The sequence below is a fragment of the Microtetraspora niveoalba genome (assembly GCF_001570405.1).
Classification (GTDB): domain Bacteria; phylum Actinomycetota; class Actinomycetes; order Streptosporangiales; family Streptosporangiaceae; genus Microtetraspora; species Microtetraspora niveoalba.
Genome location: NZ_BBYM01000017.1, coordinates 217,097 through 239,611, shown reverse-complemented (window position 1 = coordinate 239,611; position 22,515 = coordinate 217,097). Strand labels below are relative to the sequence as shown.

Below are 22,515 nucleotides of genomic sequence, written 5' to 3'. Positions count from 1 at the left end.
CCGGGGAAGCGTCCGAGCCGCCGCCAGGCCTGATCACGCCTTGTAGTACTCGCTCATGAGACGGGTCGCCCAGGCGGGCTGCCGGACCGGGTCGGTGGGCGCGAACTCGACCAGGTACGGCTTGATGTCCAGCACGGGGGTGCCGTCCAGCGCGTCCAGGTCGGCCACGTGCAGGTCGCGGCCGTCGACGGCGAGCAGCCGGCACACCGAGACGCCGAGCCGGTTGGGCCGGTACGGCCCGCGGTGCGCGAAGACCCCCACGAGCGGGCCGTCGGGGTTCTTGCGCGGCGGGCGCGGCCCGCTCCGCACGTCCTCGTCGTCGATCCGGTCGAACTGGAAGACGATCTCCAGGTGGGAGAACTCCTCCAAGCCCTGCAGGGCCGACGGCTCGAAGCGGTCGTCCAGCCGGATGACGGCCTCGGTGTCGTACCAGTGGTCCTCGTACATCTCAGGCCGTCCGCCGAGGACGCGGGCGACGGGGGTCAGGATGACGTGGTCCATCACGAGTCACCGCCCACGGAGCAGAGCTGGGCGCACAGGGTCTCGCCGGCCCATCGCTCCCAGCGTTCGCGCGTCCATCCGCGCTCGCGGACGAACAGCAGGTACAGCTCGGGGCTGAGCAGGCCGTACAGCAGGTCGGCGGCCTCCTCCACCGGCACCTCGGCTCGCGCCCCGGGTTTGCCGGCGAGCGCCTTGGCCGCGCCCTGCTGCACGACGTACCGGGGATCGACGTCATGCGGCCACAGCGCGGCGACCTCCGGGTCGCTCGCGATCGCCGCGTCCAGGACCCTGCCGATCGGCGCGACGCGTTCCAGGACCGTGGTCGTTCCGGCGACGTAGGCGCGCAGCATGTCCTGGGCGGTGCCCGCGGCCAGCGCGGCGGTGTACCACGGCCGGTCCATCGTGGCCACCGGCTCGTCGTCACCCGCGATCGTGACATCGACCAGTTCCTTGAGCAGGGCGCGTTTGTTTCCGAAGACGAAGTAGATCGTCTGCACCGCGACCCCGGCCTCGTCCGCGACGTCCTGCAGGTTCGTCGCGCCGTATCCGTCCCGCACGAACAGCTCCAGTGCCGCCGCGAGGATGCGCCGGCGCGTCTCCTGGGCCTTCTGCGCTCGTTTGTTCGTCCGCTTGACATCGCTCACGGCTAGAGTCTATCTCTAGTTTTAGTAACTAGAAGTCAACTCTAGAGAGCAGGTCCAGCTAATGCCGGTCATCAGCGTCACTCGCTTCCAGGCCGATCCCGCCGACGCCGAGCAGGTTCAGGTCCAGCACGCCGCCCTGGTCACCGCGATCAGAACCACCGTGCCCGGCCTCACCGAGGCCCGCCTCGGCCGGCTGAACGACGAGACGTGGGTCGGCGTCTGGCGCTGGGACTCGGCCGCCAGCCTCCGGGCGGCCCGCCAGTCCGTGCCCGGCACCCCCGCGGCCGCCGCGGCGTTCGCGCTGGCCCGCGACGTCACGGCGGAGGACATCGAGGTCCTGGCCGAGATCTGACCACCTGTCCCGGCCCCGGAACCCGGGGCCGGGACGCCCCGATTCAAGGACATGGCACGACCGAAATCGGACGCGCTGACCAAGGTGTACGACTCGGCGTGCCGGTAGCTCCACGGCCCCTGGGGAACGTGCAGGACATGGGCACCGCGTTGCGTGAGGTCCGGCGGGTCGCGGAGCGGACGCCGCCGTCGCGGGAGCGGTTCATCGACCTGCTGCGAGCCGTGTCGATCGTGGCGGTGGTCCTCGGGCACTGGCTGGTGACGGTGGTCGGCCACGACGACCACGGCGAACTGATCGGCCGGTCGGCGCTGCCGGACCTGCCGTGGGCGCACCCGCTCACCTGGGTGGTCCAGGTGATGCCCGTGTTCTTCTTCGTCGGCGGGTACGCCAACGCCGTCTCCCTGGACGCCGAGCGACGCCGCGGAGGGACGGCCACCGAGTGGCTGATCAAGCGGAGCGGCCGGCTGATCCCGCCGACCACGGCCTTGGTGCTGGTGATGGGAGGCGGCGCGTTGGCGGCCGGCCTGTTCGACGCCGCCCCCGCCCGGGTTCGCACGGTGGTCTGGCTCGCCTCGATCCCGTTGTGGTTCCTCGTGGTCTACCTGATCGTGGTCGCGCTGACCCCGCCGATGTACGCCCTTCACCGCCGGTACGGACTCGCCGTCCCGCCGGTGCTGGTGCTGCTCGTCGCCGCCGGCGACGTGGCCCGTCTCCTCGGCCATGATTTCTGGGGTGGCGGCAACTTCCTGTTCGGCTGGCTGGCCGTCCACCAGATGGGTTTCGCCTGGCGGGACGGACTGTTGCCGGCCCGACCTCGCGTCGCCGTGCCGCTGCTGCTCGCCGGGATCGGCGCGCTGCTCCTGCTCACCCTCGCCGGCCCCTACCCGATCAGCATGATCAATGTGCCCGGCGAGCGACTGCACAACATGTCCCCGCCCAGCCTGGCTCTGCTCGCGGTCGCGACCGCCCAACTCGGGGTGGCGCTGCTGCTGCGGGATCGGGCCGAGCGATGGTTGCGGCGGACCCGCCGGTGGACGGCCGTGGTCGCCGTCAACTCGGTGATCATGACCGTCTTCCTCTGGCACATCTCCGCCGCGATCCTGCTCACCGGCGTGCTGCACGTGGCGGGTGTGCTCCCGACTCCGGAGGCCGGATCGGCCGCGTGGCTGGCCTGGCGGATCCCGTTGCTGGTCATGTGCGGCGTCGTCCTCACGCTCCTCGTCGCGATCTTCGGTCCGATCGAGGTGCGCGGCGCCCAACGGCCCCGCCGGCTCTCGCTCCCGACGCCGGCCGGCCTGGCCCGCATGGCGTCCGGTGAGGGGTTCCGGCCATGGCTGGCCGTGGCGGCGTTCGCAGGAGTCGCCTTCGCCCTGCTCACCAACAGCCTGTGGCCGAGCACCGCTCCGACCGTGTCCGGAATGCCGGCGGTCGCGCTGATCACCTACCTCGCCTGCGCGGCGCTCCTGCGACTGCTGCGCTCGACGCCTCCCGCCGCGCAGACCGAACCACGCCCCACCCCCCACGCGCGTCCTCCGTCCCGCCTGGTCTGACCGCTCGAACACGGGACATGGGCGAGCCGCTCGCGGTGCCGCGGGAGAGGCCGGCGGGGCGGCGGCCGCCTTCAACGCCCGGCTGGACGCGCTGCCTCGCCGGCCTCGTGCGGGCGCGAATCGGCCCGGCCCCGGCGAGCGGCGTCGGCCAGCAGGAGCAGAGCCTCCCCCTGACCGAGGCTGTGGCCGGTCTCGCGGTGCAGGGCGAGTGCCAGTGCGGCGCGTTCCGCGGCTCGTTCGACCCGTCCGAGAGTGAGGTCGGCCTCGGCCAGGGCGAGCAGCGCCCGGCCTTCCCACACGCGATATCCCGCGTCCTTCGCCAGGGCCAGGGCATGCTCCGCGTCGGCCGTGGCCCCGGCGGCGTCGGCCGCCGCGAGGCGGGTGGCGGCGAGCTCGATCCGGATCCTCGTGTCCAGCAAGCGGTCGGCGACGACGTCGGCCGCGGCCTGGGCCCGCTGGAGATGCCGGAGCGCGGACGGCAGGCGCCCCAGGTACCGATGCACCGAGCCGAGAACGACCAGGACGCCGGCCTGGGTCCGCTCCCCGGCGCCGCTCGCGGCGTGGACGGCCGCCTCGGCCTGCCGCAGAGCCTCCTCCCGGCGTCCGGCGTCACGATGTACGGCCGCGCATGCGGCCAGCACGAGAGGCTCTTCGACGGTGTTCCCGATCTTCCGGTAGATCTCCAGAGCGTGCTCGAAATGGCCGAGCGACTCCTCGAACCTGCCGAGGAGGTGGCAGGCGTGACCGAGGGTGTCGAGTACGGCCGGGTGCCCGTCGCCCGAACCGGCCACGCGGTACCGCCTCAGCACGTCTTCGCAGTCCGCGACGGCCTGCTCCAGGTTTCCCGCGTGCAGCGCCACGAAGCCGAGGTTGGCCAGGTTCACCGCCTGTCGCGCCAGGTTTCCGCGTTCCAGGTCCAGTCTCAGGGCTTGCCGGTAGGAGTCGGCCGAACGCTCGAGCCGGCCCCGATCGAGGTGCAGGTTGCCGAGTACGGTGAGCGCGGACGCCCGGCACTCCGGCCAGTCGAGCCGTTCCGTCAGCTCGATGACCCGATCGAGATGACTGAACGCCTCCTCGGTCCGGCCGAGCCGGCTGAGGGTCTGGCCGAGGGTGAGCCGGGCGCCGGCCTCGCCCCGTAGGTCCCCGGAGCCCCGCGCGGCGGCGAGACCCGCCTCCGCCGTGGTCATGGCCGCGTCCGCATCGCCGGACAGCCAGTAGTAGCCGCGCAGCGCCATGGCCAGATGCCATGCCTCGCGCGGTGCGCCGCCTTCGGCGGCCTCGACTGTCGCGACCACGAGGTTGACCGACTCCGCGTCCAGCCATCCGCGGGCGTCACCGGCTCCCTCGAACCGTACGGCGGGCGCGGGAAGGGGAGGCATGCGCAGCAGATGCGAGTAGAGCAGCCCGGCCGCGCTGTCCGCGGCGGCCAGGTACCACCGGTGCACCCGCCCGACGGCCGCCACCCGCTCCTCGGCGCTGTCCTCCGCGTTCGCCTGGGCCTGCGCGTACAGCCTGACGAGGTCGTGGAAGGCGAAGCGGCCCGCCACCCGCTCCTCCAGGAGATGCGCGGCCGCCAGCCGATCGAGCAGCCGCACCGTCTGCTCCGGGTTCCGGTCCGAAGCCGCGGCGGCCGCCTCCACGGTGAAGTCCATGCCCGGCGCGATGCCGAGGAGGCGGAACATCCGCCGCTCCTCCGAGGACAGCGTCTCGTACGACCCGTCCAGGGCGGCGCGTACGGCCGTGCCGCTGTCGCCGGCGATCTCCAGTGCGGCCAGCCGGTTCCCCTCGGCGAGTTCCGCGGCGTAGTCCGAGATCCGCCGCAGCGGGCGATCGGCCAGGTGGGCGGCCGCGATCCGGAGCGCCAGCGGCAGCCGCCCGCACCGTTCGGCGATCTCCGCCGCGGCCTCCGGCTCCGCCGCGATCCGCCGCTCGCCGAGGAAGGAGGTGAGCAGTTCCCGGGCCCCGGCCGGTGTGAGGACGTCGAGCGTGATCCGCCGCGCGCCCTCGCGGGCGACCAGCCCGCTGAGGCGGTCGCGGCTGGTGACGACCACGAGGCAGCCGAGGGCGCCCGGCAGCAGGGGGCGGACCTGTTCGGCGGACGCCGCGTTGTCCAGCAACACGAGCATGCGCCGGTCGGCCAGGAGCGAACGGTATTGGGCCGCGGCCTGCGCCTGGTCGGACGGCATCCGCTGCGGGGGCGTGCCGAGCGCGCGCAGGAACGCTGTCAGCGCCTCCATCGGACGCAACGGCGGCTCCGCCGAGTACCCGCGCAGGTTCAGGTAGAGCTGCCCGTCTGGAAACCGGTGCGTGATCCGCTGGGCCCAGTGCAGCCCGAGGGCGGTCTTGCCGACGCCGGCGGGCCCGGCGATGACCGCGAGGGCGACCGGCGCGGCCGCGGCTCCGTGATCGCCGGACAACGTCTCGTCGAGCGCCTTGAGCGCGTCCGCCCGGCCGGTGAATCCGTACACGCCGGTCGGGAGCTCTCGGGGGACGGGCGGCGGCGACGGGTGCGGCGGTGACCAGAGATCCTCTTCGCCACGCAGCATCGCCTCGTGCAGCAGTCGCAGCTCGGGGCCCGGTTCGACGCCCAGCTCCTCGATGAGCAGGGAGCGGGTCCGCCGGAAGACCTCCAGCGCCTCGCTCTGCCGGCCCGACCGGTAGAGCGCGAGCATCAGGTGGCGGCGCAGGACCTCCCGATAGGGGTGCTCGTCCACCAACAGGGTCAGTTCCGGCACCACGTCGGCGTGCCGGCCGAGCGCGAGTTCGATGCCGACCCGCTCTTCGACGGCGCGCACGCGCTCCTCCTCCAGGCGGGTCGCGGTCTCGTGGATCAGCGGGATCTGGGCGATGCCGTCGTACGCCCTCCCCCGCCACAGTGCCAGCGCCTCGGTCAGCAGTTCGCCCGCGCGCTTCAGGTCTCCGGCCTCCCGGGCCCGGCCCGCCTCGGCGGCGAGCTCGCCGAACCGATCCGCGTCCAGCTCGCCGGGACGGACGGCCAGCAGGTAGCCGGAGGCGTGGCTGGTGATGCGCTGTGGCGCTTGGAGCACCCGGCGCAGCCGGTGCACGTACAGGCGCAGGTTCTCCGCGGCGGACGCCGGCGGCTCCTGCCACAGCGCCTCCAGGAGGCGCTCCCGGGAGACCGGGATGTTGGCGTGGCAGAGCAACACCGCAAGCAGGATCTGCTGCTTGGTGGAGGTCAGGCGTATCGCTTCGCCGCCGGTTCGCACGACGAGTGGGCCGAGAACTCCGAACTCCACGGCGGACTCCCTGTGCGTCGAAGGCGTCGGTGCAGAACGTATACAGCCGGGCCGAAATCCACAAGATCGGTTATACGAAAGGTGCCCTGACCGCCGAGCCCGCCTTGACGTACGCGTCGCAGCCTGGAGATCATGGCCGCGGGTGCCACGGCCTTCAGCGTCGGCGGTCAGTCCGTGAGCGCCGCCGCCGCTTCCTTGTAGATGAGGCTCGGGTCCTCCGACAGCCACGCCTTCACCTGGCGGCTCCAGTCGTCGGCGAGCACCTCAGGCCGGTGCGCCTCGATGCCGTCGAGAGCTGCCGCGACGATCGCCACGGCCCCCGAGACCGGGGGGTAGGTCACTCTGTCACACCGTGATCGCGGCGGACCCGTTCAGGCCCGACGCGAAGAAGGGGGCGGCGGGAGACCTTGCGGCTTGTGCAACAGGCCCGGTGACTTCGCGTCTCAGAGGGCGGCCAGGGCAAGGCCGGCCGTGACCGCGCTGAGCACCAGCAGAACCTCTCGGCCGCCCCCGGAGGGTTCAGCGCCGGATGTCGGGGCCGGCCACTGACTGAGCCGTACGCAGGAGAGACAACAACTCGGTCCGCTGGTCGGCGTCGAGCACCGAGATGATCGGCGCCTTGTCGAACAGGCGGGCCAGGAGGCGGCCCCTGAGCTGCTGTCCGCGACTGGTGAGGAGAAGCCGCTTGGCCCTACGATCCTCCGGGTCCGGTTCCCGCCGCAGGAAGCCGCACCGTTCGAGGGAGTCGGCGATCGAGGTCACGTGGGACGGCTCGCAGCGCAGATGCGCGGCCACCTCCCCCATGCGCTGGGGCTCCTGGAGATGGATCAGCGTGTGAGCCTGCGGGACGGTGAGCCCGGCGTCGGCGGCGGTCTCCTCGAAGTGCACGCGTAGGGCCACCGCCACGGCGAACAGACGCTCCACGATCTCCTGGCCCTCTGGGTCCGGCCACTCGATTCGTATATCCGCCACGGCTCCCTACCCCGTTTGCTCCACCGCCTGAACTATTCCACGCCCGGCACGATTCCCGGGATGGCGCGTGAGGCAGGCTATCCCGCCCCTCACGGGTGTGGTGCAGGGCGCTCGACCAACTCGTGCGGTGAGGTGGCGCCAGGCTGCCGTGTCCGGCGGGAAGTGTGAAGGTCACGATTCGCTCCTGCCACGAGGGCACATCCCGCGACGATCGCCGAGCACAACCGGATCACTGAATCACGAATGCTGCGCGGATTCTGGGCGTTTGTCGCTTTCATGACGAGGTCACGGGTGGTCACTGACGAGATCTCTGGTTCGACGATCAACGGCCCGGCAGAGTCGTGGACATCCGCAGAACTGAGAGGATCCTGATGAAAACCCTCGCCCTCCTGTCCGCAGCCGCCCTGACGACCACACTGCTCGCCACCCCGGCGCACGCCGCCGTCACGCAGTGGAGCGCCTGCACACCCGGCCAGGGCGTCGATCCCCGGCAGGAGTGCATGACGATCGAGGTGCCGATGGACTACGCCTCCCCCGGCGGTCCGTTGATCACACTGGCGGTGTCGAGGATCAAGACGGCTCGTCCCGAGTTCCGCCGCGGCGTGTTGCTGATCATCCCGGGTGGTCCCGGCAGCCCGGGGTTGAACCGGCCCAGCACCCTGGTCAAGAAGCTGCCCCAGGAGGTGCTCGACCGTTACGACATCATCGGGTTCGACCCGCGTGGCGTGGGAAAGAGCTCACCCGTCTCCTGTGGGCTCGCGCCCGCCGACCTCTCCGTCACGCGGCTCAAGCCGTACCCCGACGCGGACGGCGGCATCGCCGAGAACGCGGCGTGGTCGCACCGGATCGCCGAGGCCTGCGCCCGCAACGGCGGGCCGCTGATCCGGCACATCAGCACCCGCAACCACGCCAGGGACATCGACCGGATCCGCGCGGCGCTCGGTGAGGACAAGATCTCCTACTGGGGCGTCTCGTACGGCACCTACGCGGGCGCCGTCCACGCCACGATGTTCCCCGGCACCACCGATCGAGTGGTCCTCGACAGCAATGACGACCCCGATCCGCACAAGGTGTCGCGCCAGTGGCTGGCCAACTACGCCGTCGGTGTAGAGGACAGTTTCCCCGACTTCGGAGCCTGGGCGGCTGCGCGCGACAGCGACTACGGCCTCGGCGCCGACGCGGCCGCTGTGCGCCGGACCTTCCTCGACCTCGCCGCCCGGCTGGACCGCGAGCCGCTGGCGTGGCCGGGCGCCAAGCCGGAGCAGCGGTTGACCGGCAACCTTCTGAGGGAGACCCTGCTCAACGCGCTCTACTCCGCGGCCAATTACCCGATGCTGGCCGGGCTCATGCACGCCGCGCTGAACCGTACCGAGCTGCCCGTTCCGAAGACGCCGGAGGAGGCCGCTCTCCAGAACACCGCCGCGCACGCCGGTGCCACGATGTGCAATGACATCGAATGGCCGAACTCGATCGCCCGGCACGAGCGGCAGGTCAAGCGCAACCGGGCCGTCTACCCGCTGACCGCGGGCATGCCGGTCAACCTCGGGCCGTGCGCGTACTGGCCGTTCAAGCCCGCGGAGAAAGCCACGCGGATCAGCTCGCGCGGCCCGGCCAACGTCCTGCTGATCCAGAATCTGCGCGATCCGTCCACGCCGTACAGCGGGGCGCTGAAGATGCGCGAGGCGTTCGGGCAGCGGGCTCGCATGGTCTCCGTCGACTCCGGCGGTCACGGCGTCTACCTCGCCAACGGCAACGCCTGCGGCGACCGGACCGTCACCGACTTCCTCGTCACCGGCCACCTGCCCACCCGCGACCGGAACTGCTGATGACGCGGCCATGACACACGACGACGCGGCTCCGGCGGAAACCATGGCACCGGTGTGAGGCACATCGCGTTCACGTGGTGACACAGCGACCCATCAACTTTCTGGAGGGTCGCTGTGTCGCGTCTGCACGCTGGATCGTCATCGCCGTGCTCACCGGGTTCTCCAGTGTCTACGCGGTGGCCGCCCCCTACGGCATCCTTCTGATGGGCCCGATGTTCGCCATGCGGCTGCCGTACGTTCCGCGATCATCGGCGGGCGGGCTCGGGCGCACCCTCCCCACCACCGGCCGAGATCAGCCGGCTGCCCACGACTGATAGGTTGGGTGTCATGGAGATCGAGGTCGACAGAATCTAGCCACCGAACTGCCGGTGGCTTTCACGCGTGTGGGCGATGCCCGCACCGGTGAATGACCGTTCTCCTGACGCAGTAGCGTGAGTCCGCTCCTCCAAGGCGTTGACACCTCTGCGTGAACCTTGCCGGCACGTTCGCACCGCACCGACCTCGGTCTTGAGTTCGTGCCTGCGAACGCGCGCGACCTCGATCCTGCCCGTTCCCCGTCCCCCCTTCGCCCGGCACTCGGGCAGCGCCCTGGTGCCTCACGCAGGTGGCGTTCCGGTCATCGGGATCGATCTCTCGCCGCATCGACTCACGGCCCGTGGTCGGTTGTCCCGTCAGCTCCGCTGACATTCGCAACCACTCGCGAAAGGCCGTGGCCATGCAGCACCGCACGCCCCGTTCCCGCACCCGTCACCGTCGCGCCCACTGGAAGGCGAGCGCGCCGACGCTCACCATCTGCACGAACCCCGCCTGCGGCAAGCCCACCCCGGCGCACCGAGCATGCCGGCACTGCGGCTTCTATCGGGGCCGCGAGGTCCTGCCCCCGACGGGGGGTGACGCGTGAGCGTCGTCCTGACCACGCGGAGCCGCTGGATGCGCATTCGCGACCATCTCGAACAGACCGGAGCCCCCGCGTTTCGGTTCCGCCAGCTCATCGCCGCATGGCAGAGCTCGACGGCCGAGGCCTTCGCGGACGTCCATGCATTGCCGGCCGCACTGCGTGCCGACCTCGCGGAACGATTCGGTCCACGGCTGCATCCCCTGACTCCACTGAACGTCCAACGGGACGAACAAGTCGAGAAGGTGCTGTTCGCTTCGGAGAGCGGCGCCCGCATCGAGACCGTCGTGTCGCACTATCGGGCCGGATGGGACTCCATGTGCATCTCGTCGCAGGCGGGCTGCGGCCTGGGCTGCACGTTCTGCGCCACCGGCGCGGTGGGCCTGGTCCGCAACCTCAGTGCCGACGAGATCGTCGCCCAGGTGATGCACCCCCACTGGACTCGCAACGGGCTGCCCCGGCCGGCGAGTGTCGCGTTCATGGGGATGGGCGAGGCGCTCGCCAACCCTCACGTGTTCGACGCGCTCACCCTGCTGACAGGCGCGGGCTACGCCGGGATGTCCGCGCGACGAGTGACCGTGTCCACCGTGGGGTTCGCGCCGAACCTCACCCGCCTCGCCAACGAGCACCCGCAGGTGACGATCACCCTGTCCGTGCACTCGCCGTTCGCGCAGGAACGTGCCCGCATCATCCCGATCGAGGAACGTTTCCCGCTCACACAGAACCTCGACATCCTCGATCGGCACGCCGCCGAGAGCCGACGGAAGGTCTACCTCGCCTACCTGCTCATCGCCGGCGTCAACGACAGCGACGACCATCTCGCCGCTCTCGCCGAACTGGTTCACGCGCGGTCCCGGCCCGAGCTGTTCCACGTCAACGTCATCCGCTACAACGAGGCGGCAGGAGCGTCACCGGACTACCGCGCCCCGTCCACCACCCGAGTAGACGAGTTCGTGCGCGGCCTCACCTCCCGCGGTGTGCATGCGACGCGGCGACGGCAGTTCGGCACCGGCATCGACGCCGCCTGCGGTCAACTCCACGCCAGGTACCTCGCGGCGAACCCGATGATCGCCGCCCCTGGCGACACGGAACTGATCCCTGTCATGCCCGTCCGCGGTTGAAGCCGAGCCGGCGCCTCGGCGCGGTGGAGGTCTCCGGAGGCGTCCCGCGTGACCACCTCGCCCCGGGGCGCGATGGCGATCTGGAAGGCCGCGTGCCGATGCGCGCCGCCGTCCGTCACCGGGCCGCGGTGGAGCGCGTACCCCTCGCGGACGGCGAAGCGCGGCGCCATCAGCGCGGCGTGGCCAGGGCGAGGTGGCCGTCGACGAAGGCCGCCAGCCCCTGCCGGTAGGTGTCGCGCGCCGCCAGCCCCGGCCACCTCGCGCCGATCGCCTCCAGGTGGGGCAGGTCGGCATCGAGGTCGCCCAGGAAGGGCCGTCGGGGGCGGGGCGGTCGCGGCGGGAGTGGGCGCGGACGAGGATCTCGCCGACGGTGTAGTACCAGAGGCCGCGGAAGAGGTTCGGAACATGTTCCAAAAGTCGACGCTGGCGGCCGCGGCCGTTGTGCAGTTCATGGTTTCGCTGGACCTGTCCGTCGTGAACGTCGGCCTGCCGCAGATCGCCGACGGGCTCGGCTTCGGCCAGGTCGGCCTCACCTGGGTGATCCACGCCTACGCGCTCACGTTCGGCGGGCTGCTCCTGCTGGGCGGCAAGGCGGCCGACCGCTACGGCCGCAAGCGGGTGCTGCTGCTCGGACTCGGGCTGTTCGGCCTCGCCTCGCTGGCCGGCGGGTTCGCCGGGACCGCCGGTCAGCTCGTCGCCGCCCGCGCCGCGCAGGGCGTCGGGGCCGCCGCCCTGGCCCCGGCCGCGCTGGCGCTGCTGACCGAGGCGTTCCCCTCGGGCCGGGCCCGGGTGCGCGCGTTCGGGGTGTGGAGCGCGATGAACGCCGCCGGCGGCGCGCTCGGCGTGCTGATCGGCGGGCTGCTCACCGAGTACGCGGGCTGGCGCTGGGTGATGTTCGTCAACGTCCCGATGGCCGCGTTCGCGCTGGTCCTGGCCTGGCGCGGGGTCGCGGGCGGCGCGCCCGCCGCCCGCACCGGCCGCCCCGACGTCCTCGGCGCGGTGCTGGCGACGGCGGGCATGGGCCTGCTGGTCTTCGGCGTGGTCCGCACCGAGCAGTACGGCTGGGCGTCCCCGGTCACGCTGTCGACCCTGGCGGCGGCGGTGCTGCTACTGGCCGGGTTCCTCCACGTCGAGCGCACGACCTCGCGCGAACCGCTGGTCAGGCTCGGCATGTTCGCCAACCGCTCGGTGGCCGGCGCGAACGCCTGCAACCTGCTGCCGCGGCGCTGATCACCCTGACCGTGCTCCGCCGTACGGCCCTGCCCCCGCTCGAGCCGGCGGCGCCGGTCATGACGAGCAACCTTCCTACCTGATCGCCTCCACCACTCTCACGACAGTCGAATGGGCCGACACGACCCGCATCGACGGCGACGTCGTCGCCGCCGTGAAGGAACTCCGGCAGCGGCCGGGCGGCTCGATCACCATGCCGGGCAGGACATCCGCAGCGCGGGCGGTGGCGATCCACGGAAATCGGCGACACGCCGCTCGTAATAGCCGACATGTACACGCGCCGTCTCGGCACCGCAGCCTGGACAGGCGACCGGCCCATGCGGGGTTCGCGCCCGCACCTGGATCCGTTCGCCCTCGTCCGCCACCTCCTCCACCGTCGCGCCGGCGAGGCACTCCAGAGCGTCGCAATGCGCACACGAGTTGTCAGGGATTCCCTGACCACCTATGATGTCAGGGAATCCCTGACATCACGAGGAGTGTGCTGTGACACCGCCTGACACCCTGACCGAATTCGCTCGGTGCTCCTTCTGCGGCAAGCCGGCCACCGAGGTCGACAGGCTGGTCGCCGGTCCTGGGGTGTACATCTGCAACGAGTGCGTGGCTCTGTCGGCGTCGATCATCAACGGCGGCGTCAAGAGCCCCGCAGGCCCGCGCGTGCCCATGTGGGAGTCGCTGACCGACGAGGAGATGCTGAACCACATTCCGCGCGTCGCCGCGCACATAGACCAGGCCGAGGCTGACCTGCGCTCGTGGGTGCAGGAACTGCGCCGACGGGGCGTCACCTGGGTCAGGATCGGGGAAGCCCTCGGGATCACCCGCCAGTCCGCGTGGGAGCGGTTCTCCGGCGAGGAGTGACCCGGTCCGGGGCAGCCCGCCGTGCGTCTGAGGACCTTTCGCGCGGCATGATCCCGGTACCCGCGGCGAGGGTGGGCTGTTCGATGTCGAGCCGGCCGACGCGGAGCGGCCTCAACGCCGTGCGATGGCGGTGGACAGGCTTTCGGGGCGGCTCAGGGCAGGGTGCGCACGACCCGAGCCGGGTTCCCGTAGGCGAGGACTCCGGGGGGAACGTCCTTCGTGACCACGCTCCCGGCCCCGATGACGGCGCCGTCGCCGATGGTGATCCCAGGCATCACGATCACGCCGCCGCCGAGCCATGCGTCGGCTCCCACGGTGATCTTCTGGCCATACTCGTAACCCGCCTTCCGCAATTGGGGATCAAGCGGGTGCGTGCCGGTGAGCAGCTGAACGCCGGGACCCACCCATGCTCCATTCCCGATGTCGATGTACGACATGTCAAGGAAGACGCAGCCGAAGTTGACGAATACCCGGTCACCGAGAGATATCCGCTTGCCGTATACACAACTGAACGGCGGCCGCACTTCGACAGAATGGCCGACCGAGTCGCACAGCTCTTCCAGCAGCAGACGCCGAAGCCCCGGGTCGGCAGCGCTCGACGAATTATATTTCTCCACGATCAAGGCCGCTTCAAGACGCTCAGAGTTGAGTTGGGGGTCGTCCGCGATATAGAGCTCGCCCGCAAGCATCTTCTCTTTCGCAGTCGCCATCAGTGACCTCTCCACGATGCGGACCGGACCGAGAAGGAAGTCTAACCGAAGCCCTAGAATCCCGCGATAGCGAAGGACCGTCACGGTGAATCCGGAAATTTTCACAGGCGACCGGCGCCGGCCGTCGGTTCCGACGTTTCAACGCGCAGAAAAGTCGCGTCGGCCGCTGTCGCCAGGCCTTGGCCCGCTCCCGCGGACGACAGGGCCGCCGGCGATTCTTGAGCCGAAATTCTCATGTCCGGGATGGCTTCTCACGCCAGTCGCGGCCGGGGCGACCTGGCCGACACGAGAATGGCCCGTCCAGGCGGACCCGGGCTGCGGGGACCGTCCTGAGCACGTACTCTCCGGGGCGAAACCCGTAGAAGTCTTCGTCCGCTCGAAAGCGTCCCCGAGAAAAGGCCGGGAGCGCGCAGACGTCCACCACGGCCGGCAGATCCGCGGTCTTGACCTGCAATTTTCTCCCCCCAACCCGGATCCGAGGCGTGATCGCACCGTTCAGGCCGGGCAAAGGTCCAGGCCCGGGCAAGGGCGTTGTGAACGGCCTCAGGTTCAGCGGTTTCCAGACGACTGGCATACCCCGCCCAAGACGGCCAGATGTAAAGGAGCGAATGAATGGCACGCCTCCACAACCATGAGGACCACCTCAAATGCTCGTTCTGCCGTAAGGCCCAGCGGCAGGTAAAAAGACTCATAGCGGGCCCCGGGGTATACATATGTCAAGAGTGCATCGACATCTGTAACGAGATCATCGGGGAAGAAGCCGAGGCGTCCTCAGAAGTCCGGCCCGAGAGCCTGCCCAAGCCACACGAGATCTACGAGTTCCTCGACGCGCACGTCGTCGGCCAGGAGAAGGCCAAGAAGACGTTCGCGGTCACGGTCTACAACCACTACAAGCGAATCGTCTCCGGCAACATCGACTCAGGGGGCGACGACGTCGAGATCGCGAAGTCGAACATCCTGCTGATCGGGCCGTCCGGTTCAGGCAAGACGCTGCTGGCACAGACCCTCGCCAAGATGCTGGACCTGCCGTTCGCGATCGCCGACGCGACAGCGCTGACCGAGGCGGGCTACGTCGGTGAGGATGTTGAGAACATCCTGCTCAAGCTGATCCAGGCCGCCGACTACGATGTGCGCAAAGCTGAAACCGGCATCATCTACATCGATGAGATCGACAAGATCACCCGCAAGAGTGAAAATCCTTCCCTCACGAGGGACGTGTCAGGAGAAGGCGTCCAGCAGGCGCTGCTGAAGATCCTCGATGGCACCACGGCATCGGTGCCGCCGCAGGGCGGACGCAAGCACCCGCAGCAGGAATTCCTCCAGATCGACACCACCAACGTCCTGTTCATCTGCGGGGGCGCTTTCGCGGGCTTGGACAAGCTGGTCGAACAGCGCGTCGGGCACCGCAGGATGGGATTCAACTCGGTGCTGCGCCTGGCGGACGAGGCGGACGGCGAGGCCGACTCGTTGTCCGCACTCATGCCGGAAGACCTGGTCAAATATGGATTGATTCCTGAGTTCGTCGGGCGATTGCCGGTCATCACGACGGTGCACGACCTCGATCGCGAGGCTCTGATCCAGATTCTGACCGAACCGCGCAGCGCACTCGTCAAGCAGTATGCGCGGCTGTTCGAGCTGGATGGTGTCGACCTTCGGTTCACCCAGGACGCGCTGGACGCGATCGCGGATCTGGCCTTGCTGCAAGGCACCGGGGCACGCGGCCTGCGGGCCATCATGGAGGACGTGCTGCTGCCGCTGATGTACGAAATCCCCAGCCGCACCGACGTGCAACAACTGGTGATCAGTGAAGAGACGGTGCTGGAAAGCGTCAACCCGGCTTTGATCCCGCTCCGGCGCGCCGCCACAGCCAGGAAGCACGGCCCTCGCGAGCAGTCGGCGTAGTCGGCCCGCGACCGGCTGCCGGGCGACAGCTGACAGGAAGCTTCGAGCTACCAGATGACAGGGAGTCCTTCGAGGCCGCCCGACAGCTTGCTCGTCCTGATCCGAAGCTCGCCGGGCGGCACCGCCAACCGGAGCCCGGGCAGCGTGGTGATCAGCTCGGCGAGAGCGGCTCGCAGTTCGACCCGCGCCAGCGGGGCGCCGATGCAGTACCTCCTGCCGTGGCCGAACGCGACATGAACCCCGGTGCGCGGGCAGCCGATGTCGAACCGGTCGCCTCCGGGAAACTCCGCCGGGTCCCGGTTGGCGGCCACCAGACTCAGCAAGACCGCGTCGCCTTCCCGTATCCGTACCCCACCCAGCTCGATGTCGCTGCGTGCGTAGCGGACGAGACCACCGATCGAGACGATGGGCGCCGCGCGCACTATCTCCTCCACCGCGGCATCGATCAGTTCCGGCTCCGCGACCAGCCTGCTCCACTGGCCCTCGTGGCCGAGCAGCATCGTCACGCCCATGTCGATCCGGCCCGTGGTCGTCTCATGAGCCGCGAAGAGCAGCCCGGCGCAGCGCATCGCGACCGTGTCGTCGTCCTGCGTCCTGCACAGTTCCGACATCACGTCGTCGGCGGGCCGAGCCCGCTTCCGCTTGGCCAGATCAGCCATGTAAGCGATCAGCTCCATGAGCGCCGCCATCGAGGCGTCCCTGTCCCGGAGATCGGCGATCGTGTACGAGAGGGCACGGAATCGCTCACGGTCCTCGTAGGGCACGCCGAGCAACTCGCAGATCACCAGCACCGGAAACGGCCAGGAAAACTGGGTGTGCAAGTCCACCGGAGGAGTGGCCTTGACCATCTCTCGCACCAGTTCGGCGGCCAGCCGTTCGACCCTCGGCTGCAGCTTCCGAATCTGTTTCGCCGCGAAAAACGGCGAGAGCATCCGGCGCATCTCGGCATGCTTCGCGAACTCTTCGTCAAAGGTGTACTCGGGCGACGGGCCGCTGAAAAGACTCGAGTTCGAAATTCTGGCGGCACGTTCGGGATCGCGGTGTGACATTCCCAGCCGGTCGTCGTTGAGCAGTCGCTTCACATACTCATAACGGGATACCAGCCAGGCTTCGTCACCGGCCTGCGTGCGGACGCGAGCGACCGGTTCGTGTTCCGCCAGTTCGAGCAGTTGCGGGGGCGGCGCCATCGGATCGGGCTGGGGGAAGGGCAGGGCCGGCATACCGTCCTGGGCTGGCATGGACGTCCTCTCACATCGACGGTCGTTGCTCGCTGATGCTGTTATACAAGGGCGCCCGAACGATAGGAAGCATTCGGTTTTCGCCGGAATATTTTTATCGATTCCGACGGATTCCGGCGTATCTTGACAGGCCGTATGCGGTGGCTGAAGATGACAACCGGTATGCCTGGTCCAGTGGCACGTAAAAACCAAGAAAGGCGAGCCCATGACACAGCAGGCCACCGCCGGGACGACGGCCGCGTCCCGATTCAAGGCTATATACGAGCAGCAGGGATGGTGTCGGCTGAGTCATCGGCTGACCAATGATGAAATCGAAAAATTACGGGCCAGTGTCGAGCGCCACATAAGTGAACGCCCTCCCGGGGTGACATATGAGGAAGGCTCTGGAGCGGTACGGGGAATTCATGGCTGCCACCGTTTCGACCAGGTGTGCTCGGACCTGACCCGACTTCCCCAGCTGGTCGACGTGGCGGAAGAGGTTCTCGGCAGCCGAGCCTACGTCTATCAGTTCAAGGTGAACCTCAAGCAGGCGAAACAGGGCGCGGAATGGCCCTGGCACCAGGACTTCCCGTTCTGGCAGGTGGAGGACGGCATGCCGGCGCCGATCAGCACCAGGCTCAGCCCGAGCGCGGCGGTGCTGAACTGCCAGCCGCGCAGGAACATCGCGGCCACCAGAGCGAACGGGACCCCTCCGAGAAGGAACGTCGACAGTGGGCTGCGGCTGACTCCGAGCATGGCGACGTCGGTCGCTGCCCACCCCAGGGCCCACCCAACGGTTCCCCCGCCCATGACCAGCAGCGCCCAGAGCACTCGGCGACCGCCGGTCGCACCGAGAACCGACACTTTACGGGTGACCGCAATCACCACGATCAGGTAGACCAGGACGGCCAAGACCGCCAGGGCGATGACGCCCAACAGGCCCTTTCCACCGGCAAACGCCCCGATCAACAGGGCCTGCCATGTCATCGGCAGTGCGACCGCCCCCACCGCCCAGGCTGCGCCGAGTTGGGCCGCGACAATCACCGGCTTCGACGTGTTCAATTCGAGCACCCTGCAAGAATGCCAAGCCGACCGGGATCACACAGCTCGCCGCCTACCCAATCCCGGCTAGTGAGCAGGTAGGGCGCGCAAAATCATGCGGGTGTCGCTCAACCGACTCGTCATTTCCCAACTCGGCCGGCGGAGGAGCGAGTCACCGGCTATGGGATTGGATGGGCAGGGGACTCCGAGTTCGACGCGGGTCGACGGCGTAGTCCTCGATCGTTGACATGGCCACCAGGAATCGGTTCTTGCCGCGGATCTTGAGCCAGTCAGCGAGCCACGGCTTCCCCTCGACGACCCAGTGATAAGGGCCGTCGATGCCGGACTCGGGATCCATGATGATGGCGCCCGGCTTCAGTGTTTCCAGATCCCGCCGGGATGTCGCGGAGGTGACGAATTCAATCTCCACGGCGCTGCACTCCAAACCCGGCAGGTCGCCGGCGTCAAAGGTGCGTGCAGGGTCTACCGGGGCCGGTTTCCCGTGCATCCTTCGCCATTCGTCCCTGTTCATAGGGGTGGAGTCGCACTTGGGGAACCGGTCGAGGAAGCCGTTCACATCTCCATCCCAGACATACGCCCGTTGCTGGATGAGGCTGCAGATCGACAGGAAGTCCTCGGTGTTCTTCGCGTCGTCGTTGCCTCGCCTGCATCGGTCGATGGTGAGGCGGCTTATCTCCTTGGTCACGCCAGCGGTGCGTCTGGCTTGGTCGAGCCGGACCGTGACAGTACGCCGGACGGCATCCCTGCGCTTGGCCACGTCTCCATCGGACGGATCGACAGTGCGGGGCTGTAAGTAGCTGCAGGCCGCGAGTCCCCCGATGGCCAACGTTGCTGCCATGAGCACTATGACGAGACGCCTGTATCTTCGGGACAGGAGCCGGGCCATCGAGGTCCCTTCGGCCGGAGGTTTCGGATAGATCATTGAACAGCAACAACTGTGTTGTCCTTGCGCAGGAAAGACGACAGGGATCAACGCCGACGAGCTCGTTGACAACGAGCGTGAGGCAGGTAGAACGGCATTTCGCTCATCCCACTTGCCATGTTGTCGCCGGAGCCGGCGCATGATGGGTCCCCGAGCGTTGGCGGGACGGACAGGGCTCGCCAAGCCGTCGCCCGATCTCATCGAAGTCAGCGGCGAAGTCTTCGCGGAGCAGCCGGTCAGGCTGGCGTGTGGCGATGAAATTCGCCAGGAGGAGGACTTCTGTTACACCACGCGGGGGGACGTCACAGAAAGCCGTGATCACATTCCTTGTGATCGCGGCTCCGAGCTCACAGGCTCCCAGTCGGGACCGTCGGAGCCGGGCCCCTTCGCCCGGTACGCGCCGGAACCGACGGTGGGGTCACGGCAGCTGCCAGATTCCCGCGAGGGCGACGACCAGCACGGACACGACGCCCACCGCCGACCACAACAGTCGGCGGGATGAGTCGGCCAGGATCGCCAGCGCGCCGGCCCCCAGGCACAGGCCGAACAGGTAGACCGCGTGCCAGCCGGTCGAGCCGGGGTTGAACCCCGCGGCGGCCAGGGAGGGCGCGGGCCCCCAGACCGCGAAGTCGGCGTAGAAGCCCAGCAGGTAGAACGGGCCGACCCCGTGACCGTACCCGGCCCCCGTGGTGTTCACGATGAGGTTGAAGCTCACCAGCACGACCATCGCCAGCACCGGCGCTCCCGGCCAGGGCGTCCAGCGGGCCATCGCGATCCCGAGCAGGCATGCGCCGAGCAGGTTGAGCGGTCCGCACGCGAGTTCCGCGATCGTCGGGAACCGCTCCAACTGGTTTTCCGTGGCCACATAGAGAAAGGAGAGGAGGGCCTGCGCGCCGACGCCCACGAGGAACGGGCCGAACGCGGCCAGGCACAGCGCCCCCGTGCGCTCCGCCCGCCCGCGGGGCAGAACCCCCAGCATCTCTTCCGCACCGGCCCGGCGGGCGGCGGAGGCGACCAGGTTGGCCGCGAAGAAGACCGGGACCCCCCAGAACATCGTCATCGGCTCGGTCAGATCGCTGAACGCGGGCCGCGGACCGTCCCACGCGTTCTTGGCGATCGCCAGGCTCCACAGCGCCGCGCCCAGCAGATGGAGCGGATGGCGCAGCAGCCTCCACATCTCGTTGATCGCCATCGCCGGCAGGACATCGGAGCGCGACCCGCCGTGGACGACCCGCGCGACGCCGGTCATCCGGCCGCCGCCAGAGCGCCCTCACCGAGCAGCAGCAGGTAGGCGTCTTCGATGGTCGGCTCGACCAGCCGGGCGCCCTCGGGCGGGTCGCCGATACTCCTGAAGACCCCCTCGCCGGTACGCCAGGAGAGCAGACCCGCCTTCTTCTCCCAGAGCCACGTACGGCCCTTGGCGAGGGCTCGCAGCTCCTTCGGTGTTCCCTCGAACGCGCTTCTGCCGTCCTTGAGCACGACCACTCTGGCGCACAGCGCGGCGACGTCCTCGATCTGGTGGGTGGAGAGGATCACCGTGCGGTTCTCGCCGATTCGGGAGATCAGTTCCCGGAACCTCAGGCGCTCCTCGGGGTCGAGCCCGGCCGTCGGTTCGTCGAGGAGCACCAGCTCCGGCTCGCCGAGCAGCGCCTGTGCGATGCCCACCCGACGCCGCATACCTCCGGACAAGGCCCGGATCTTCTTGCCGCTCACGTCCGCGAGCCCGACCGCGTCGATCACCCTGCGTACCTCGTCGTGTCTGGCACGCCGGTCCGCCATCTCCTTCAGGATCGCCACGTAGTCGACGAACTCGAACACGGTGAAGCCACGGTGATAACCCGGCTCCTGCGGCAGGTAACCAAGCCTGCGGCGGATCGCCGACCGCTCGGTGGCCGGATCCCTGCCCAGCAACCGCATCGTTCCGCCGTCAGGCGTGAGCACGGTCGCCAGCAGGCGGATCAGCGTGGTCTTGCCCGCGCCGTTGGGGCCGAGCAGGCCGTTCACGCCGACCCCGGCGGTGAACGAGAGCCCGTCCAGGGCATGGCCGCGCCGGCCATAGGCCTTCGTCAGACCTTCGACGACCACGCTCATGAGAACTCCTTGCGGCGCGCTACCAGAAGCACGCCGGAAACGACCGTTATGGTCAGGTAGCCGAGCTGCCCGACGGTGCTGAACATCGCCAGGCTCGGCTCGCGCAGGTTCGTTCCGGCGATCCCGGCGAGCCAGAGTATCGACACCGCGAGCGCGCAATGCGCGGGCTCGAACCACCGGGACAGCACAAGGGACAGGGATGTGAGCGCCAGCGCGGGCAGCAGCCAAGCGGCGACGGTCCAGCTCTGACCGAGCAGGGCGAAGCCGATGACGAGCGCGGGCAGCGCCGAGGTGACCAGCACCGCGGCCGCGCGCATCAGCACCACCTTGAAGGCCGAGTACGGTGCGGCCAGTCCGATCTCGTATGCCGGGTCCGCCCCACGGCCGTAGGCCAAGCCCACTCCGGCGACCGGCACGATCGGCGCCAGGGCGAGGAAGCCGACCAGGCCCCATCCGGTCGTCTCCCTGGCGGCCAGCACCGCGAACAGCAGGGCGAGCGCGCCGGCCGAGATCCACGACAGGTGGAGCGAGTAGGCCGCGCCCAGCAGCCGCGCTGTGTGATCACGCACGCCGACCAGACGCAGCAGCCGCTCGAACGGCCCGGGAACGGGACTGTCCACGGCCTCGGCGATCTCATCCCACAGCCGGTCGAGCCGCGCTCGTGGCGCCTGGGGGGCCAGCAGCCCCCTGCACCGCGCACATGCCAGCAGATGGGCCTCCACCGAGGCGGCCAGTGTCGCGTCGAGATCCCCGTCGGCGTACCTGGTCGCCAGGCCGCCGTCCATGTGCCAGGTCATGCCAGCGCCTCCCTCAGCAGGGCCTTCGCACGCATCATCCGCGTCTTGACGGTCCCCGTGGGGATGCCCAGCAGCTTCCCCGCCTCCCGCGTGGTCAGCCCGTCAAGCACAGTCGCCTGGACGACCGCCCGTAGTTCCGGCGACAACCCGTCCAGCGCCCGGCCCAGATCGCCGTACTCGACTCCGAGCAGGACCTGCTCCTCGGCCGACACCATGATCTGCTCATAGGCCGGCGACACCACGAGGGGCCGCCTGCGCAGCAGATCCAGCAACCGGCGTATGCCGATCCCCCAGATCCACGCGGCCGCATCCCCCTTGCCGTTCCACTTGCCCGCGGTGCGCCACACCGCCACGAAGGTGTCCTGCACGGCCTCGTCCACGACCGCCTGGTCGGCGCACCGTCGGCTCAGCCGGAGCAGGAGCCACGGCGCGTGCCTCTCGTACACGACCTCCAGCGCACGCCGGTCCCCATCCGCGACCGCGCCCAGTAATCGAGCGTCGCTCCACTCCGCCTTATCGTTCATCGCCTCTGCCTGTCGGTCCGTGCCTCGATGGCTCCTCGGTCCTCTGTCGCACCGCGGCTTCCATACGGTTCACGACAGGCTCACCCA

The 22,515-nt window shown here is 69.2% G+C and carries 22 protein-coding genes; 10 read left to right on the top strand and 12 right to left on the bottom strand.

From position 1 onward, the window contains the following. Nucleotides 1-33 precede the first annotated feature (33 nt). Nucleotides 34-501 (bottom strand): tRNA (N6-threonylcarbamoyladenosine(37)-N6)-methyltransferase TrmO, encoded by a 468-nt coding sequence (gene tsaA, locus AWQ70_RS17695; RefSeq protein ID WP_067177314.1) that lies wholly within the window; start codon nucleotides 499-501, stop codon nucleotides 34-36. Beyond that, nucleotides 501-1,145 carry a TetR/AcrR family transcriptional regulator gene (locus tag AWQ70_RS17690; protein WP_067177312.1) on the bottom strand — a complete coding sequence of 215 codons (645 nt, stop codon included), beginning with the start codon at nucleotides 1,143-1,145 and terminating at the stop codon, nucleotides 501-503. The genes tsaA and AWQ70_RS17690 overlap by 1 nt, the downstream gene beginning before the upstream one ends. Before the next feature lie 61 nt (nucleotides 1,146-1,206). On the opposite strand from AWQ70_RS17690, the gene AWQ70_RS17685 reads away from it, so the two are divergent. Together AWQ70_RS17685 and AWQ70_RS17680 are read left to right on the top strand one after the other, a co-directional pair. Then, on the top strand, nucleotides 1,207-1,497 hold the full coding sequence (locus AWQ70_RS17685; RefSeq protein ID WP_067177310.1) for an antibiotic biosynthesis monooxygenase: 291 nt from the start codon (nucleotides 1,207-1,209) through the stop codon (nucleotides 1,495-1,497). 98 nt (nucleotides 1,498-1,595) lie between these two features. Beyond that, nucleotides 1,596-3,047 carry an acyltransferase family protein gene (locus AWQ70_RS17680; protein ID WP_245647014.1) on the top strand — a complete coding sequence of 484 codons (1,452 nt, stop codon included), beginning with the start codon at nucleotides 1,596-1,598 and terminating at the stop codon, nucleotides 3,045-3,047. Between the two features lie 71 nt (nucleotides 3,048-3,118). Here AWQ70_RS17680 and AWQ70_RS17675 read toward each other — a convergent pair whose 3' ends face one another. The 3 genes from AWQ70_RS17675 to AWQ70_RS17670 form a co-directional block, all read right to left on the bottom strand. After that, complete coding sequence (locus AWQ70_RS17675) at nucleotides 3,119-6,304, bottom strand: AfsR/SARP family transcriptional regulator (protein ID WP_067177306.1); 3,186 nt, start codon at nucleotides 6,302-6,304, stop codon at nucleotides 3,119-3,121. A 167-nt stretch (nucleotides 6,305-6,471) separates the two neighbouring features. Further along, a complete protein-coding gene (locus tag AWQ70_RS39000; protein WP_157530129.1) occupies nucleotides 6,472-6,645 on the bottom strand; it encodes a Rossmann-fold NAD(P)-binding domain-containing protein in 174 nt (57 codons plus the stop codon). A 178-nt stretch (nucleotides 6,646-6,823) separates the two neighbouring features. Continuing rightward, entirely contained in the window at nucleotides 6,824-7,276 is a 453-nt protein-coding gene (locus AWQ70_RS17670) for a MarR family winged helix-turn-helix transcriptional regulator (protein ID WP_084517268.1), read from the bottom strand. A 371-nt stretch (nucleotides 7,277-7,647) separates the two neighbouring features. On the opposite strand from AWQ70_RS17670, the gene AWQ70_RS17665 reads away from it, so the two are divergent. The 6 genes from AWQ70_RS17665 to AWQ70_RS17640 all read left to right on the top strand — a co-directional run bounded on the left by AWQ70_RS17665 (nucleotide 7,648) and on the right by AWQ70_RS17640 (nucleotide 13,203). Further along, nucleotides 7,648-9,102 (top strand): alpha/beta hydrolase, encoded by a 1,455-nt coding sequence (locus AWQ70_RS17665; protein ID WP_067177304.1) that lies wholly within the window; start codon nucleotides 7,648-7,650, stop codon nucleotides 9,100-9,102. 77 nt (nucleotides 9,103-9,179) lie between these two features. After that, nucleotides 9,180-9,416 carry a hypothetical protein gene (locus tag AWQ70_RS17660; RefSeq protein WP_157530128.1) on the top strand — a complete coding sequence of 79 codons (237 nt, stop codon included), beginning with the start codon at nucleotides 9,180-9,182 and terminating at the stop codon, nucleotides 9,414-9,416. A 401-nt stretch (nucleotides 9,417-9,817) separates the two neighbouring features. Further along, nucleotides 9,818-10,003, top strand: coding sequence for a 50S ribosomal protein L32 (rpmF, locus tag AWQ70_RS37745; RefSeq protein WP_084517327.1), 186 nt, complete (start codon nucleotides 9,818-9,820; stop codon nucleotides 10,001-10,003). Beyond that, nucleotides 10,000-11,118: a radical SAM protein gene (locus AWQ70_RS17655; protein WP_218004561.1), complete on the top strand. Its 1,119-nt coding sequence runs from the start codon at nucleotides 10,000-10,002 to the stop codon at nucleotides 11,116-11,118. The genes rpmF and AWQ70_RS17655 overlap by 4 nt, the downstream gene beginning before the upstream one ends. Before the next feature lie 405 nt (nucleotides 11,119-11,523). Continuing rightward, nucleotides 11,524-12,348, top strand: a complete 825-nt coding sequence (locus tag AWQ70_RS17645; RefSeq protein ID WP_218004560.1) for an MFS transporter — start codon at nucleotides 11,524-11,526, stop codon at nucleotides 12,346-12,348. A gap of 483 nt (nucleotides 12,349-12,831) precedes the next feature. Beyond that, nucleotides 12,832-13,203 carry a ClpX C4-type zinc finger protein gene (locus AWQ70_RS17640; RefSeq protein ID WP_067177299.1) on the top strand — a complete coding sequence of 124 codons (372 nt, stop codon included), beginning with the start codon at nucleotides 12,832-12,834 and terminating at the stop codon, nucleotides 13,201-13,203. A 152-nt stretch (nucleotides 13,204-13,355) separates the two neighbouring features. On the opposite strand, the gene AWQ70_RS17635 is transcribed toward AWQ70_RS17640, so the two are convergent. Then, complete coding sequence (locus AWQ70_RS17635) at nucleotides 13,356-13,913, bottom strand: sugar O-acetyltransferase (RefSeq protein WP_067177542.1); 558 nt, start codon at nucleotides 13,911-13,913, stop codon at nucleotides 13,356-13,358. A gap of 612 nt (nucleotides 13,914-14,525) precedes the next feature. Between AWQ70_RS17635 and clpX the strand changes: the two genes are divergently transcribed. Beyond that, a complete protein-coding gene (clpX, locus tag AWQ70_RS17630) occupies nucleotides 14,526-15,815 on the top strand; it encodes an ATP-dependent Clp protease ATP-binding subunit ClpX (protein ID WP_067177297.1) in 1,290 nt (429 codons plus the stop codon). Nucleotides 15,816-15,862: 47 nt separating this feature from the next. Here the strand turns inward: clpX and AWQ70_RS17625 are convergent, their stop codons facing one another. Further along, nucleotides 15,863-17,053: a cytochrome P450 gene (locus AWQ70_RS17625; RefSeq protein ID WP_067177296.1), complete on the bottom strand. Its 1,191-nt coding sequence runs from the start codon at nucleotides 17,051-17,053 to the stop codon at nucleotides 15,863-15,865. A gap of 205 nt (nucleotides 17,054-17,258) precedes the next feature. On the opposite strand from AWQ70_RS17625, the gene AWQ70_RS42395 reads away from it, so the two are divergent. After that, a complete protein-coding gene (locus tag AWQ70_RS42395) occupies nucleotides 17,259-17,930 on the top strand; it encodes a phytanoyl-CoA dioxygenase family protein (RefSeq protein ID WP_084517266.1) in 672 nt (223 codons plus the stop codon). A 315-nt stretch (nucleotides 17,931-18,245) separates the two neighbouring features. Here AWQ70_RS42395 and AWQ70_RS17615 read toward each other — a convergent pair whose 3' ends face one another. The 5 genes from AWQ70_RS17615 to AWQ70_RS17595 form a co-directional block, all read right to left on the bottom strand. After that, the gene (locus tag AWQ70_RS17615) at nucleotides 18,246-18,851 is read right to left on the bottom strand and encodes a hypothetical protein (RefSeq protein ID WP_157530127.1); all 606 of its coding nucleotides are present in this window, start codon (nucleotides 18,849-18,851) and stop codon (nucleotides 18,246-18,248) included. A gap of 583 nt (nucleotides 18,852-19,434) precedes the next feature. Beyond that, nucleotides 19,435-20,265, bottom strand: coding sequence for a hypothetical protein (locus AWQ70_RS17610; RefSeq protein ID WP_067177290.1), 831 nt, complete (start codon nucleotides 20,263-20,265; stop codon nucleotides 19,435-19,437). Next, a complete protein-coding gene (locus AWQ70_RS17605; RefSeq protein WP_067177288.1) occupies nucleotides 20,262-21,107 on the bottom strand; it encodes an ABC transporter ATP-binding protein in 846 nt (281 codons plus the stop codon). Before AWQ70_RS17605 ends, AWQ70_RS17610 begins: the two co-directional genes overlap by 4 nt. After that, a complete protein-coding gene (locus tag AWQ70_RS17600; protein ID WP_067177286.1) occupies nucleotides 21,104-21,904 on the bottom strand; it encodes a zf-HC2 domain-containing protein in 801 nt (266 codons plus the stop codon). The genes AWQ70_RS17605 and AWQ70_RS17600 overlap by 4 nt, the downstream gene beginning before the upstream one ends. Continuing rightward, the gene (locus AWQ70_RS17595) at nucleotides 21,901-22,428 is read right to left on the bottom strand and encodes an RNA polymerase sigma factor (protein ID WP_067177285.1); all 528 of its coding nucleotides are present in this window, start codon (nucleotides 22,426-22,428) and stop codon (nucleotides 21,901-21,903) included. Before AWQ70_RS17595 ends, AWQ70_RS17600 begins: the two co-directional genes overlap by 4 nt. Nucleotides 22,429-22,515 lie beyond the last annotated feature (87 nt).

What these genes read in the sequence shown, in the direction of transcription:
- clpX (WP_067177297.1), top strand. Translation starts at nt 14,526, where the DNA reads ATGGCACGCCTCCACAACCATGAGGACCACCTCAAATGCTCGTTCTGC.
- AWQ70_RS17595 (WP_067177285.1), bottom strand. Translation starts at nt 22,428, where the DNA reads ATGAACGATAAGGCGGAGTGGAGCGACGCTCGATTACTGGGCGCGGTC.
- AWQ70_RS42395 (WP_084517266.1), top strand. Translation starts at nt 17,259, where the DNA reads ATGACACAGCAGGCCACCGCCGGGACGACGGCCGCGTCCCGATTCAAG.
- AWQ70_RS17625 (WP_067177296.1), bottom strand. Translation starts at nt 17,053, where the DNA reads ATGCCAGCCCAGGACGGTATGCCGGCCCTGCCCTTCCCCCAGCCCGAT.
- AWQ70_RS17635 (WP_067177542.1), bottom strand. Translation starts at nt 13,913, where the DNA reads ATGGCGACTGCGAAAGAGAAGATGCTTGCGGGCGAGCTCTATATCGCG.
- AWQ70_RS17685 (WP_067177310.1), top strand. Translation starts at nt 1,207, where the DNA reads ATGCCGGTCATCAGCGTCACTCGCTTCCAGGCCGATCCCGCCGACGCC.
- AWQ70_RS17645 (WP_218004560.1), top strand. Translation starts at nt 11,524, where the DNA reads ATGTTCCAAAAGTCGACGCTGGCGGCCGCGGCCGTTGTGCAGTTCATG.
- AWQ70_RS17605 (WP_067177288.1), bottom strand. Translation starts at nt 21,107, where the DNA reads ATGAGCGTGGTCGTCGAAGGTCTGACGAAGGCCTATGGCCGGCGCGGC.
- AWQ70_RS17610 (WP_067177290.1), bottom strand. Translation starts at nt 20,265, where the DNA reads ATGACCGGCGTCGCGCGGGTCGTCCACGGCGGGTCGCGCTCCGATGTC.
- tsaA (WP_067177314.1), bottom strand. Translation starts at nt 501, where the DNA reads ATGGACCACGTCATCCTGACCCCCGTCGCCCGCGTCCTCGGCGGACGG.
- rpmF (WP_084517327.1), top strand. Translation starts at nt 9,818, where the DNA reads ATGCAGCACCGCACGCCCCGTTCCCGCACCCGTCACCGTCGCGCCCAC.
- AWQ70_RS17600 (WP_067177286.1), bottom strand. Translation starts at nt 21,904, where the DNA reads ATGACCTGGCACATGGACGGCGGCCTGGCGACCAGGTACGCCGACGGG.
- AWQ70_RS17665 (WP_067177304.1), top strand. Translation starts at nt 7,648, where the DNA reads ATGAAAACCCTCGCCCTCCTGTCCGCAGCCGCCCTGACGACCACACTG.